At 57.5% G+C, this 13,650-nt stretch carries 13 protein-coding genes; 1 reads left to right on the forward strand and 12 read right to left on the reverse strand.

Annotated features, from left to right (window positions below):
* The 10 genes from BG52_RS01330 to pdhA form a co-directional block, all read right to left on the reverse strand.
* Positions 1–1,975, reverse strand: a 1,975-nt coding sequence (locus BG52_RS01330; RefSeq protein ID WP_036666677.1) for a DNA topoisomerase 3, incomplete at its 3' end; no start/stop codon positions are given.
* A gap of 60 nt (positions 1,976–2,035) precedes the next feature.
* Positions 2,036–3,196 carry a glucosaminidase domain-containing protein gene (locus BG52_RS14705; protein WP_051587711.1) on the reverse strand — a complete coding sequence of 387 codons (1,161 nt, stop codon included), beginning with the start codon at positions 3,194–3,196 and terminating at the stop codon, positions 2,036–2,038.
* A 57-nt stretch (positions 3,197–3,253) separates the two neighbouring features.
* The gene (locus BG52_RS01340) at positions 3,254–3,589 is read right to left on the reverse strand and encodes a hypothetical protein (protein WP_036579543.1); all 336 of its coding nucleotides are present in this window, start codon (positions 3,587–3,589) and stop codon (positions 3,254–3,256) included.
* A gap of 120 nt (positions 3,590–3,709) precedes the next feature.
* The gene (locus tag BG52_RS01345) at positions 3,710–5,197 is read right to left on the reverse strand and encodes a glutamate synthase subunit beta (RefSeq protein ID WP_036579545.1); all 1,488 of its coding nucleotides are present in this window, start codon (positions 5,195–5,197) and stop codon (positions 3,710–3,712) included.
* A gap of 230 nt (positions 5,198–5,427) precedes the next feature.
* Positions 5,428–5,916 (reverse strand): dihydrofolate reductase, encoded by a 489-nt coding sequence (locus BG52_RS01350; protein ID WP_036579548.1) that lies wholly within the window; start codon positions 5,914–5,916, stop codon positions 5,428–5,430.
* 23 nt (positions 5,917–5,939) lie between these two features.
* On the reverse strand, positions 5,940–6,734 hold the full coding sequence (locus BG52_RS01355) for a thymidylate synthase (RefSeq protein ID WP_036579550.1): 795 nt from the start codon (positions 6,732–6,734) through the stop codon (positions 5,940–5,942).
* Positions 6,735–6,938: 204 nt separating this feature from the next.
* The gene (gene lpdA / locus BG52_RS01360) at positions 6,939–8,354 is read right to left on the reverse strand and encodes a dihydrolipoyl dehydrogenase (protein ID WP_036579553.1); all 1,416 of its coding nucleotides are present in this window, start codon (positions 8,352–8,354) and stop codon (positions 6,939–6,941) included.
* Between the two features lie 4 nt (positions 8,355–8,358).
* Entirely contained in the window at positions 8,359–9,696 is a 1,338-nt protein-coding gene (locus tag BG52_RS01365) for a dihydrolipoamide acetyltransferase family protein (protein ID WP_036579555.1), read from the reverse strand.
* A gap of 26 nt (positions 9,697–9,722) precedes the next feature.
* Entirely contained in the window at positions 9,723–10,700 is a 978-nt protein-coding gene (locus BG52_RS01370; protein ID WP_036579557.1) for an alpha-ketoacid dehydrogenase subunit beta, read from the reverse strand.
* A gap of 20 nt (positions 10,701–10,720) precedes the next feature.
* A complete protein-coding gene (pdhA, locus tag BG52_RS01375) occupies positions 10,721–11,788 on the reverse strand; it encodes a pyruvate dehydrogenase (acetyl-transferring) E1 component subunit alpha (protein WP_036579560.1) in 1,068 nt (355 codons plus the stop codon).
* Between the two features lie 284 nt (positions 11,789–12,072).
* On the opposite strand from pdhA, the gene BG52_RS01380 reads away from it, so the two are divergent.
* Complete coding sequence (locus BG52_RS01380) at positions 12,073–12,810, forward strand: alpha/beta hydrolase (RefSeq protein WP_036579563.1); 738 nt, start codon at positions 12,073–12,075, stop codon at positions 12,808–12,810.
* A 24-nt stretch (positions 12,811–12,834) separates the two neighbouring features.
* On the opposite strand, the gene BG52_RS01385 is transcribed toward BG52_RS01380, so the two are convergent.
* Positions 12,835–13,323: a low molecular weight protein-tyrosine-phosphatase gene (locus BG52_RS01385; protein ID WP_036579565.1), complete on the reverse strand. Its 489-nt coding sequence runs from the start codon at positions 13,321–13,323 to the stop codon at positions 12,835–12,837.
* The coding region (locus BG52_RS16275) for a trimeric intracellular cation channel family protein (protein ID WP_036666679.1) at positions 13,320–13,650 on the reverse strand (331 nt) is incomplete at its 5' end. The genes BG52_RS16275 and BG52_RS01385, both read right to left, overlap by 4 nt.

Raw genomic sequence — 13,650 nt, forward strand, 5'->3', positions numbered from 1 at the left:
CCGCTCCGGCAGAATCACCGCCCCCCGCCTTGCTTTGGCGGCTTTGGCGCTTCCCGGCGGTTCGCGCACCATCCGGGCGCTTGCCTTCGCCTTTGCCCCGCCGCTCCTCCTGGAACACGTCGGGTGCTGCGGGACGTTGCATGCGCACCTTCTCCACAATCATCGCCGCAAACCGTTTCACATTGTCCATAAATTTCTCGTCGGACGCTTCATCCTTCGATATTTGATGCAACCGCTGCTCCCAGCGTCCCGTCATCTCCGGCGATGTCAGCAGCTCCACGCCCGCGCCGCGGATCAGCTCGACGGCGGCGCAGCCCTTCGTCGTAATGTCGAGTTTTTTGCCCGTCAATGTAACGTAACCGACCTGCTTCAGCCGTTCAATCGTGGCTGCGCGGGTGGCCGGCGTGCCGAGCCCCGTATCCTTCATCGCTTCCTTGAGCTCGTCGTCCTCGATCGACTTGCCCGCGCCCTCCATCGCCTTCAGCAGCGTGCCTTCCGTATACGATTTCGGCGGCTGTGTCGATTTCTCGGTGATATCTGCGCCTTTGCACAGCGCCGGATCGTTCGGATCGATCGTGAAGCCGCCGTCGAGGATGACCGTTTCTTCCTCCGCATCGTCCTTGCCGTCGTCCTTCTTCCGTTTGCCCTTCGGTTTCTTCTCCTCATCGCCGAAGCCGTCAAGCACAACCTTCCAGCCGGCATCAAGCAGCTCCTTCACCTTCGTCTTGAACGTCTCGTTCTCGACCTCGGTGATGACCTCATGGTTCTTATATACGGCAGGCGGATAGTAATGCGACAGAAACCGGCGAACGATCATATCGTAGATTTTCTGCTCGTCAGGCTGCAAGCCGGAAGCCCGTTTCGGCGTCGGCAGAATGGCATGGTGGTCTTCCACCTTCGACGGATTGCAAACGGCTTTGTTACCGTTATGTACGCGCCCGCGGTCGGCGTTATTGGCCAACTCGGCATAGGGGGTGCCGTTCTGCAGCATCGACAACGCCTTGCCCATAACCGGGAGATTCTCTTCGGTTACATAGTTGGAATTCGTACGCGGGTACGAAATGACCTTATGCTTCTCGTACAGCGCCTGGGCGAGATCAAGCGTCTTCTTGGCGGAAAAGCCGTATTTGCCGTTCGCTTCCCGCTGCAGCAGCGTCAGATCGTAGAGCCGGTACGGATATTCCTTCTGCTCCGCAACATCGTAGGACACGATTGCCCCTTTGCGGCCCTCGACCTTCGCGGCGATCGCTTCCGCCTTCTCCTTATCGACGATCCGTTCACCCTGCCAAACTCCGCGGTACGATACGCTGCCCGCTGTAAAAGCCCCATGCAGCACAAAATACGTCTCCGACTTGAACGCCTCTATCTCCTTATGCCGATCGTAGATCAGTGCCAGAACAGGCGTCTGCACACGGCCGACGGACAGCAGCGCCCGATGGCGGATCGTAAACGCCCGGGATGCGTTCATGCCGATAAGCCAATCGGCTTCGCTGCGCGCGCGCGCAGCGCGCGTCAACGGCTCGTAATCCGTGTCGCTGCGCAGCGTGTCGAACCCTTTGCGAATCGTCTCGGGCGTCAGGTCGGAGATCCAAAGCCGCTGAGCCGGCTGTGTGAGCTTCAAATACCGGCGGATAAGGTGAAAAATAAGCTGGCCCTCCCGCCCGGCGTCGCACGCGTTAACGAGGGAATCGCACCGTTTGGCCAGGTCGCCGATCGTCGCCAGCTGATCCTTGGTCCGCGGATTCGGCCACAGCTTGAACTGCTCGGGAATAATCGGCAGGTCTGCGTCGTTCCAGCGCTTATACCGGTCGTCGTAACGGTCCGGCTCTGCCAATCCGACCAAATGGCCGATCGCCCATGTAATGATGTAGCGCTGGCCCTCCAAATAAGTGCGCCGGTTCTGCGCCCCTGGCTCTACGACCGCTGCAATCGTACGTCCCATATCCGGTTTTTCGGCGATAATGAGCGTTTTCAACGTCTGTCTCTCCATTGTCTTGATGATAGATTTGTATTCGTATGTAATGGATTAATGGCATTAATCCTTAACTGCAGAAACTACCGCTCCCGCCTGCTTCAACGCTTGAAACATGCTTGTCACGCCCTTGTGCCAGTTCGGATCCTCCGCATACTTCCGGTTGATCCATGCGATCGGCGATTTCCCCGCCGGCCTGTTCCGGCTTAAGGTGACGATGGTCCGAGCGGCGATGGCCGCCGAATCCTCGATGTTCGTATTGTAATCCCGCCAGCTGTGGTACACGTTGAACGGGTTGTTCGCGATCTCCTTCGCGGATTCCCCGACTTCAGGCACGAACGACTGCTCCTGGCCGGTAATGGCGAACAGCAGCAAAGGATGAATATCATACGCTCTCGCAGCTGCGACGATGGCGTTGTAATACGGCTCGCGGCGCAAAATCGAGCCTCGGGAAGCGAGAAAGGCTTTGACCTTCGCTTCGTCGACATAAACATAGCGAAGCTCAGCGGACAGCTCGCTTCCTCTCTCGCCCAACGCCGAGCCGGGCTTGTCCGCAATTGGCACGCGCGGAATGGGAATGGCCGGCGCAAGCCTGCCTTCCAGGCCGTAAGCGGTACCAGCCGCTCGATCGCTCTGCCTGCTATAAACCGCCATTCCGCCTATCAGCGCAATGGACAGCAGCATATATACCAACGCTGTCAACTTCGGTCTCGCTTTCGGAAATAAAGGGAGAACCGGCGCTCGCGCCGAGGCGTCGCCGGCACCTACGCTTGAGGCCGCGCCGCTGGCGGTTATCTCCCTCAGACGCACCCAGGCTGCGCCTGCCGCATCTTTGCCGGGCGCGGCGGATTGCAGCGCCGAGCTCAAAACCGCGTCCAGCGTCCCCACCTCCACCGCCACGCCGAGCTTGCCCTCCACCCAACGGAGCAGCGGATCGCGCAATTCCGGCTGCCGCCAGTTGAGCCGCAGGCTTTCTTCAAGCACATCGACTGCGGTCACAGGGCGGCTCTCGCCGACGACAGTGGTACGGATCAGCTCCGCCGTCAATTGACGCTTCAGTGCTTCTCCGTAATCCGGCAACTGCCGATATATGGTCCGGTGCACGGCCTCCGCGACGATCTCCGCATGCCTTTCCTGCGGCAAGCCGGCATACTTGTGCCGCACATATTTGCGAATATTCCCGACATCCTTCGGGGTTAATAACATCGCATGCTCGGCCGTCAAAGTCATCACCCTCTCGAGCTTATGACAGGTCTAATACCGGGTTTGGCTGTCTAGATTTTACCACAATTTGTCCGCCGATTGGGATACCCGTTTTGCAATCTTTTGCTGCATGGCATCGCCGTTCACGAAAGCGGCCAGCTGCTCCTTCTCACTAAACGTAAATTGATAGTCGCAATCGATGCCTTCATCCTGCGGAACGATCTGGGCGATACGTCCTTCCGTATTCGTAATAACAAGCGCCGTCAAGTCGATCAGATCGTCCGGCCCGGGCGTATCCGCAGCCAGAACGAAACGAAGCTCAATATCGACCCATTGGCGGTCCCGCACCTCAATCCTTTCTTGGAACGATTCAAAACGCAGCTCCCTAATGGTGTCCGACCCATATTTGATCATCCGGATTATTCCTCCCGACCGTAAAGTCCCGTAACAACGAAATAAGCGCCGTTCGGCGCTTATTTCAAGTGATATCACACAGTCTTCCGAAAATCAAGGCTAATGCTTTCCTGTCTGGCGTTAAGGCAGTACGCTAGAGCCCATCAAATATTTGTCGATCTCGCGGGCCGCCTCGCGTCCCTCGTTAATCGCCCACACGACCAGGCTTTGCCCGCGGCGCATGTCGCCTGCCGCAAACACTTTTTCTACATTCGTCCGGTACTTGCCGTAAGCGGCTTTCACATTCGAACGGCGGTCCTGCTCCAGGCCGAATTGATCGATCAGCGTGTTCTCCGGACCTTCGAAGCCGACGGCGATCAGAACGAGATCGGCCTTCCATACCCGTTCGGTGCCCGGAATTTCTTTATAAATTTTGCGTCCCGTCTCGTCGACGGTCCGTTCGATATTGATCGTGTGAAGCTCCTTCACGTTGCCGTTCCCGTCGCCGACGAATTTTTTCGTCAGCACCGAAAATGCGCGCGGGTCGTCGCCGAACAGCGCCTTTGCTTCCTCCTGCGCGTAGTCGAGCGTATAGACATTCGGGAATTGCGGCCAAGGGTTGTTAATCGGATCCCGTTCGAGCGGCGCCTTTGCGTGCGTGCCGAATTGGGTAATCGATTTGCAACCGTGGCGCAGCGCCGTGGCGACGCAGTCGGTGCCGGTGTCTCCGCCGCCGATGACGATGACGTCCTTGCCCTCGGCGTTGACATAATTGCCGTCGGCCAAGCCGGAATCCAGATAGCTCTTGATCGTGCCGTTCAAATAATCCATAGCCGGCATGATGCCGTTCAGCTCGCGGCCTTCCATGTTCACATCGCGGGCCTTTGTCGCGCCGCCGCACAGAACGACGGCATCGAAACCGTTAAGCAGTTCTGGTGCAGCGATGTCCTTGCCGATCTCCGTGTTCGACACGAATTCGACGCCTTCCGCAGCAAGCAGATCGACACGGCGCTGCACGACCGCCTTGTCCAGCTTCATCGTCGGAATGCCGTACGTCAGCAAGCCGCCGATCCGGTCGGCACGCTCATACACGGTTACCAGATGCCCGGCTTTGTTCAATTGCGCGGCTGCGGCGAGACCCGCGGGACCGGAACCGACTACCGCCACCTTTTTGCCGGTTCTGACCTTCGGAGGCTGCGGCGTTACCCAGCCCTCGTCGAACCCTTTGTCGATAATGGCTTGCTCAATCGTCTTGATCGTAACCGAATCGCCGATCAGGCCGACCGTACAGGAGCCCTCGCAAGGAGCCGGACAAACGCGGCCCGTGAATTCGGGAAAATTGTTCGTTTTATGCAAACGATCCAGCGCTTCGCGCCATAAACCACGGTATACCAGGTTGTTCCACTCGGGAATCAGGTTGTTGACCGGACAGCCGGAAGCGCCTCCCGTCATTTCGATTCCGGTGTGGCAATACGGCGTGCCGCAATCCATGCAACGCGCGCCTTGCGTGCGGAGCTGATCCTCGGACATATGCGCATGAAACTCTTCCCAGTCCTTGATGCGCTCAAGCGGATCGCGGTCGGCCGGAAGCTCGCGTCGATACTCCATGAAACCGGTTGGTGTTGACATGATTTCGTAGTTCCCCCTCTATCCATACCTATTCCGACAGTAAACCCCACACCATAAAACTATAGTGGGAATCCTCCTCGAATTCAATGGCAAACGTTGTATCCATCTGACTTACCCTATTCGAAAATGTTATCATTACGCCGCGCAGGCCCGTAATGGATTATCCGTACAATCATTTGCACTAAACGACATATGATTGTCAAAGTCCGGCTAATTATCGCACGATACGGTCAAGAACGTTTCCGTTCGTACGTGTTAAACCGAAAGGCATAGGCATGACGTTCATCGGCCGGATGGTAGTCGCTGGCAACGAGCCGCCACTCCGCCTCGTCGAACACCGGGAACGCCGCGTCGCCGCTCACTTCCGTCTCAACCTCGGTCAGCAGAAGCGTATCGGCGTACGGCAGCAGCTGCCGGTAAACCTCCGCCCCGCCCGCGACCATCAGCCCACCATCTCCGAACCGCGCGATCGCCTCTTCAACCGAATGGACAATTTCGCATCCGTCCGGGCGGTAACCGTCCTGCCTCGTCAATACAACATTTGTTCGGTTTTTGAGCGGTCCGTTGAACGATTCGAGCGTTTTGCGGCCGATCAGGATCGTTTTGCCTAGGGTGTTCCTTTTGAAAAAAGCCATGTCGTCCGGCAGCTTCCAGGGCAAATCGTTGTCCGCTCCGATTACGCGGTTGCGTGCCATGGCGGCTATCATCGTTATGGACATGCGTACGTTCTACCTCCGATCTCCTAGACCGATACCGTTGCCTTGATCGTCGGATGGCATTCGTAGCCGACAATCTCGAAATCCTCGAATGTATAATCGAAAATGGAGGCCGGCTTGCGCTTGAGCTCCAGCTGCGGCAATGGATAAGGCGTGCGGGTCAACTGGAGTTTCACCTGCTCGATATGGTCTTTATAAATATGGACGTCCGCACCCGAATAAATGAATTCCCCGACCTCGAGGCCGCACTGCTGCGCGACCATATGGGTCAGCATCGCATACTGCGCGATATTGAACGGCAATCCGAGGAACGTGTCGGACGAGCGCATCGTGAGCATGCAGGACAGCTTGCCCTTCGCCACATAAAACTGGAAGACGAAATGGCAGGGCGGCAGCTGCATCCGGTCGATTTCCCCGACATTCCATGCGCTGACGATATGCCGGCGGGAATCGGGGTTGCGCTTGATGCTCTCGATCACCTCGGCGATTTGATCGATTCGGCGGCCGTCCGCCGCCTCCCAAGCCCGCCATTGCGAGCCGTATACGGGGCCGAGCTCTCCGTTCTCATCCGCCCATTCGTTCCAGATACGGACACCGTTTTCCTGCAAATAACGGACGTTCGTATCGCCCTTGAGAAACCAGAGCAGCTCGTGAATGATCGATTTCACATGCATTTTTTTGGTCGTGACGAGTGGAAACCCTTTCGACAGATCGAAACGCAGCTGCCGGCCGAACACCGAGTAGGTTCCCGTTCCCGTCCGGTCCGTCTTCTCCGTGCCGTTATCCAAAATATCCTGCAGCAGATTTAAATAGCTTTGCAACCGTTGCACCACCCTAGCCGAAATCTGATGTTTGAATCGATTCTTATATCTTACCATTACAAGCCCGTTTTGTCGTTCCAGATTCTTTATGGCCGCGATTCAATTTTTCGATCGAGCTTGCGCTGCTTGTATAGCGAAAAAGAGGCCAGCCGCTATCGAGCGGCCGACCTCCCTGCTTCAACCAATGCTGAAGCCGCGAACTATTTACTTCACGATCGTATGAATCGGATGTCCGAGCGCCACGTCCGCCGCTTCCATCACAATTTCTCCGAGAGTCGGGTGAGCATGAATGGTCAGCGCCAGATCCTCAATCGTCGCGCCCATCTCGATCGCAAGCCCCAGCTCGGCGATCATATTCGACGCTTCAGCCCCGGCGATTTGCGCGCCCAGCAGGAGACCGCTCTCCGTATCGGAGATCAGTTTCACAAAGCCGTCGGTTGCGCCGAGCGATACGGCGCGGCCGTTGATCGCGAACGGGAAGCGGCCGACCTTGACTTTGTGACCCTTCTCCTTCGCTTCGCTCTCGCTGTAGCCGACGCTCGAGCACTCCGGATCGGTAAACACGACGAGCGGAATGCATTTGTAATCAACCTTGCTCGGCATACCCGCAATCGCTTCGGCCGCCACCTTCGCCTCGTACGTCGCTTTATGGGCGAGCGCCGGTCCGGCTACGATATCGCCGATTGCGTAAATGTGCGGAATGCTCGTGCGGCATTGGTCGTCGACTTCGATCAGGCCGCGGTCCGTCATTTTCACGTCGATCAGGTCCAGACCAAGCTCGCCGTCGGTGTTCGGACGCCGTCCGACCGTAACGAGCAGATAGTCAGCCGTTACCGTCTTCTCTTCGCCGCCGACCTCGAAGGTCACCTTTACTTCCGTGTCGGTTTGCTCCGCTGATTTCGCCTTCGCGCCGGTGAAAATGTCCACGCCCTTCTCCTTGAGCTTCTTCGCGACAAGGCGGGACATGTCGGTGTCGAAGCCCGGCAGGATCGAATCCAAGCCTTCGATGACCGTGATCTTCGTGCCGAACTTCGCATACATTTGGCCAAGCTCCATGCCGATGTAGCCGCCGCCGATGACAACCATGCTCTTCGGCACTTCAGGCAGGGACAACGCTTCGGAGGACGACACGATCCGTCCGCCGAACGGGAACGCCTTGAGCTCGATCGGACGCGAGCCGGTCGCGATAATGCAGTTCTTGAACCGGTAGCGCGGCGCCTCCTGGTCGTTGAATACACGCGCTTCGTTCTCGTTGATGAACATGACTTCGCCGCTGAAGAACTGCACTTTGTTGCCTTTGAGAAGGGTGCCTACGCCGCTGGTCATCTTGGAGACAACGCCGTTCTTGAATTCCTGTACCTTGCCCCAGTTCACCTTCGCCTCACCGGCTTCGATGCCGAATGCGGAGGCGTGGGATACCTGCTCGAACTGGTGAGCGGCGGAAATCAGTGCTTTCGATGGGATACAGCCCACATTCAAGCAAACGCCGCCGAGATATTGCTTGTCGACGCACAGCACGGACTGGCCCAGCTGAGCCGCCCGGATGGCGGCTGCGTAGCCGCCGGGACCGGCGCCGATTACCAGCGTATCAATGTCAAGAGAAGCGTCACCTACTACCATGACGTTACACCTCCATTATGAGCAGTTCCGGATCGCCCAGAAGCTGCTTGATGTAGTTCATGAAGTTCTGCGCCGTCGCGCCGTCGATAAGACGGTGGTCGAAGCTGAGCGAGAGCGCCATGACAGGCGCCGCAACGATCTCGCCGCCGCGTACGATCGCTTTTTCCGAAATGCGTCCCGTTCCGAGAATGGCGACTTCCGGGAAGTTGATGACCGGCGTGAAGAACATGCCGCCTGCCGAGCCGATGTTCGTAATCGACATCGTGCTGCCGCGCAGCTCGTTCGGCCCCAGCTTGCCGTCGCGTCCGCGAGTCGCCAGATCCTTGATCTCGCCCGCGATTTTCCAGATATTCTTGCGGTCCGCGTCCTGGATGACCGGCACGATCAGACCGTTATCCGTATCGGTGGCGATACCGATGTTGTAGTATTTCTTGAAGACGATCTCCTGTGCTTCCTCGTCGAGCATGGCGTTCATCACCGGGAACTCGCGCAGTGCCGCGACGAGCGCCTTCACGATGAACGGCAGATACGTCAGCTTGACGCCCTTCTTCTCGGCAACAGGCTTCGCTTTCGCACGAAGCTCAACCAGCTTCGCGACGTCCACTTCATCCATCAGCGTGACGTGCGGAGCGGTGTATACCGATTTAACCATCGCGTTCGCGATGATTTTGCGGATACCCTTGAACGGCACGCGCTCCTCCACGCGGTCGCCCACTACCGTCGTCGTAGGAGCCGGCTTCGACTCGCCCGCGCCCTCAGCCGCAATCGCGGCTGCCTCGGCGCCCTTGCCGTCGGCTTTCGCGCCGCCGCCGGCTGCAGAGCCGTCCACGTCCTCGCGGGTGATGCGTCCGTTCTTGCCCGTTCCGGCAACGCCGGTCAGCTCGACGCCCTTCTCGCGAGCATATTTGCGCACGCTGGGCGTAGCAAGCACCTGGCCGCCCGGTTCCGGCTTTCCGCCATCCTTATTCGGCTGCTCGTTCGCTTGCATCGATTGCTGCTGGGTTGTGTCCGTCGTCCGCGGCTGCTCCGTTTTCTCCGGACCTTGTGCCGTCGGCGCCTCGTGTCCGCCGCCCTCCGGAGCGGCTTGCTCTGGCACATCGCCTTCCGCGTCGATCACGGCAACCACTTCGCCGACATGGCAAACCTGGCCATCCTTCACGAGCACCTCAAGCACCTTGCCGTTGACCGGACAAGGCACCTCGACGATCGCTTTGTCGTTCTGCACTTCCATAATGATGTCTTCGTCCGTTACCGTGTCGCCGGCTTTGATATGCATTTTGATGATTTCGCCTTCATGCAAGCCTTCGCCAAGCTCGGGAAAACGGTATTCAAATTTCGCCACCCGGATAACCTCCTTCTATCGCGCTATTAAAATTCCAATACCTTCTGAACCGACGCTATGATCCGCGCCGGGCTCGGGAGCCATGCATCTTCGATCTGGGCGAACGGATACACCGTATCCGGTCCGGCCACGCGAAGCACAGGCGCCTCGAGGTGAAGAATCGCTTTTTCGTTGATTTGCGCAATAATTTCCGCCGCCGCGCCTGCCGTTCTCTGCGCTTCCTGCACAACGATCGCGCGGTTTGTTTTCTGAATCGAAGCGACGATCGTGTCGATATCGAGCGGCATCAACGTGCGCAGATCGATAACCTCCGCCTTCACGCCCTGCTTCTCGAGCTCATCGGCCGCCTTCATCGCCGTATGAACCATCATGCCGTAGGCGATGATCGTCACATCGGAGCCTTCGCGGACGATGTTCGCCTTGCCGATCTCGACCGTGTACGCATCCTCAGGAACTTCGGCGCGGAATGCATGGTATAAGTTAAGATGCTCCATGAAAAATACCGGATCGTTATCGCGGATCGCCGACACGAGCAAGCCTTTCGCATCGTAAGGGTTCGAAGGCACAATAACCTTGATTCCCGGTGTCTGCAAGGCCAAGCCTTCAAGCGCGTCGGTATGCAGCTCGGCCGCCTTGACGCCGCCGCCGAACGGTGTGCGGAATACGATCGGCGCATTGTAGCGGCCGCCGGAGCGGTAACGCATCCGCGCCGCCTGGATGAACATCTGGTCCAGCGCCTCAAAAATAAAACCGACAAACTGGATTTCCGCAACCGGGCGGAATCCTTGAATGCCCATGCCTACCGCCATACCAGCCAGAGCCGACTCCGCAAGCGGCGTGTCGAAGACGCGGTCCTCGCCGAATTCGCCCTGCAGCCCTTCCGTCGCGCGGAAGACGCCGCCTACCTTGCCGACGTCCTCGCCGAAAACGACGACGTTCGGGTCCCGCTTCAATTCCACGCGCATTGCGTCGCGGATCGCTTCCTTCATATTCATTTGAGCCATGATCGCTGGTTCCTCCCCAATTATTGAAAATCGGCCTTTTGCTCTTCCAGGTACTTCGGCGTCGTTTCGAACATCGAATCGATCAGACCTGCCACCGTCATTTTCTCGGTAGCTTCGGCTTTCTTGATATGCTCGTTGACGGTCGCCTTCGCTTCCTCTTTCACGCGTGCGGTTTCTTCCTCGGACCAAAGACCTTTCTTCTCGAGGTATTTGCCGAAGCGAACGATCGGGTCCTTGAGGCTCCATTCGCCTTCCTCGTCCTTTGTGCGGTATTTCGTCGTGTCGTCCGCCATGGAATGAGGACGGAAGCGGTAGGTCAGCATTTCGATCAGCGTAGCGCCTTCGCCGTTGCGGCCGCGCTCCGCGGCATCGGATACCGCTTTGATGACGGCGAGCACGTCCATGCCGTCAACCTGAACGCCCTTAATGCCGGCGGCAACCGCTTTGTGCGCAATCGACAAAGCCGCCGTCTGCTTCTCGTATGGCGTCGTGATCGCATAACGGTTGTTTTGCACCACATAAATGACGGGTAACTTATAGACGCCGGCGAAGTTCATGCCTTCGTAGAAATCGCCCTCGGACGAACCGCCGTCGCCCGTATACGTAATGGCGACACGTTTCTCGCCTTTTTTCTTGAACGCCATGGCAACGCCCGTTGCATGTAAAACCTGCGCGCCGATGATGATTTGCGGCATCAGCACATGCACGTCCTCGGGAATCTGTCCCCCGTGCTGGTGTCCGCGCGAATATAAGAATGCTTGGTACAAAGGCAGGCCGTGCCACACGATCTGCGGCATGTCGCGGTAGCCGGGACATACGAAATCGTCCTTGTTCAACGCGTACTCGCTGCCGATCATCGACGCTTCCTGACCGGATACCGGCGCATAAAAACCGAGTCGTCCCTGACGGCCAAGGTTTACGGCGCGCTCATCCCACGTCCGTGTAAACACCATTCGATACATGACTTCCTTCAATTGTTCGTCGGTCAAGTTCGGCATCGCGTCCGGATTAACGACTTCTCCTTCTGGCGACAGCAAGGAAAGCGGCGTAACCGGCTCCGTCTGAACTTCGTATGGCAGCTTGCTCATTGAACGTTCACCCCATCTATGGATTTGAATAAAACAGACCATCTGTTATATAATTATTATAAACCTGTTTAGTCGCACTGGTCAAAGACAAAAATGTTATATATAGCGGAAATTCTTCGATTTTCAGCTCAACATTCGGCGAAATGTTTATATAACAGCAACTAAATATATGTAATACAGATTAATACAACTTCCGACTGAAAGGCTTGTAGCGCCTAATCCTACCTATTTTGTTTACCCACATTTACCCAAAACCATTCAGCCGATTCGAAAGGGGAACCGATATGTCAGATTCGCCATCCGTCAAGCGTACGATCGTAAAAGAAACCGTCGACAGCCGCTTTCTTCCCGAAGGCAGCCGCTCGCTCCGTATTTTTTTACCGCCCGGCTATAATGAAGTGCTTAGCTATCCTGTCGTTTATTGTCAGGACGGCGAGGATTTCTTCAATTTCGGCCGCATTGCCACGCAGGCGAACGCGCTGATTGCAGAGGGTGAACTCGAGCCGCTCATCATCGTCGGCGTCGACGTCGACAAAAAAGTCCGCACGGCGGAATATGCGCCGGACGGCGACCGACACGAGCGATATGTCCGTTTCTTCGCGGAGGAGCTGGTGCCCGCCATCGAGCAGCTGTATCCCGTCCGCCGGGAGCCGGAGCATATCCTGCTGGCAGGCGACTCGCTCGGCGGCACGGTCTCGCTGCTGATTGCGCTGCAGTATCCGGACAAGTTCGGCGGCGTCCTATCGCTGTCCGGCGCCTTCTACCCTTCCGCACTTGCGGTGCTCTCCAGCTCCGATGCGGATCTTACCGGACTGCGGATGTATATGACCGTCGGGCTGCAGGAAACGGAATTCGAGACGGACAAAGGCATGTTCGACTTCGTTGAATTGAATCGGCGCGCGCGGAAGCTGCTCGAAATCAAAGGCGTTAAGCCGGTGTATATCGAGCGGGAAGGCACCCACATCTGGGGTTATTGGCAGAAAGACGTGCCCGATGCGCTCCGATCGTTTTTCCCCGTATGAGGATAAAGCTCCGGCCGCCTTGGTCTAAGGCTGAGCCGGAGCTTTATCGTTGTCCGCTTTAATCCGCCGAATCAGTTCGCCGCAGCCTTCGGAAACAAGCGCGTACGTCTCGTCGAAATCGCCGGTGAAGTAAGGGTCCGGCACGCTGTCGGAGGCGGCGTCCCCGACCAAGTCCATGAACTTGTACACCTTGGCCCCGCTGCGGGATCGCACCTGCAAGGCCAGCACATCGCGCTCGTTGGCCGCATCCATACAGACGATATAATCGAACGCTTCAAAATCATCGGGCTTAACCTGCCGGGCCTTCATCCCCGCATAATCGATCCCATACCGGTCCAGCTGCCTGCGCGTCCCTTCGTGCGGCGGCTTGCCGATATGCCAATCGCCCGTTCCGGCCGAATCGACCTGCAGCCCGCCGCCCAAGTCGGCCTTGTCCGCCAAATCGCGAAGCACCGCTTCCGCCATTGGCGACCGGCAAATGTTGCCTAGACATACGAACAGCACCCGTATCATCGTTCACCCGCTCCTTTATGGGTCAGCGCTTTTTCCTCATGAACGCTGAACGCCGCGATCGCCTTGTCTTCCGCGCTCTGATGGCCGCCAGGGGCGTGAACCGATTCCGACAAAGCGTACTTCAGGGAGCGGCGAGGCAGTCTCCATTTATAATGGACCGAAAGCATCCGGAATAGAATGACGATCACGAACAGCGCGAGCAGCTGGCCGCTCCGGTGAATCCAGCCCATTCCGATCACGGCGCCGGCCATCATCGCCCATACCGCATAAATTTCGTCTCGCAGCACCAGCGGCTTGCGGCCTGCCAGCAAGTCGCGAATGATTCCG

Source organism: Paenibacillus darwinianus, assembly GCF_000598065.1.
Classification (GTDB): domain Bacteria; phylum Bacillota; class Bacilli; order Paenibacillales; family Paenibacillaceae; genus Paenibacillus_I; species Paenibacillus_I darwinianus.

Bases quoted from the DNA above. Each gene is read 5' to 3' on its own strand.
- BG52_RS01340 (WP_036579543.1), bottom strand. From the start codon at position 3,589: ATGATCAAATATGGGTCGGACACCATTAGGGAGCTGCGTTTTGAATCG.
- BG52_RS01345 (WP_036579545.1), bottom strand. From the start codon at position 5,197: ATGTCAACACCAACCGGTTTCATGGAGTATCGACGCGAGCTTCCGGCC.
- BG52_RS01350 (WP_036579548.1), bottom strand. From the start codon at position 5,916: ATGTCCATAACGATGATAGCCGCCATGGCACGCAACCGCGTAATCGGA.
- lpdA (WP_036579553.1), bottom strand. From the start codon at position 8,354: ATGGTAGTAGGTGACGCTTCTCTTGACATTGATACGCTGGTAATCGGC.
- BG52_RS01370 (WP_036579557.1), bottom strand. From the start codon at position 10,700: ATGGCTCAAATGAATATGAAGGAAGCGATCCGCGACGCAATGCGCGTG.
- pdhA (WP_036579560.1), bottom strand. From the start codon at position 11,788: ATGAGCAAGCTGCCATACGAAGTTCAGACGGAGCCGGTTACGCCGCTT.
- BG52_RS01380 (WP_036579563.1), top strand. From the start codon at position 12,073: ATGTCAGATTCGCCATCCGTCAAGCGTACGATCGTAAAAGAAACCGTC.
- BG52_RS01385 (WP_036579565.1), bottom strand. From the start codon at position 13,323: ATGATACGGGTGCTGTTCGTATGTCTAGGCAACATTTGCCGGTCGCCA.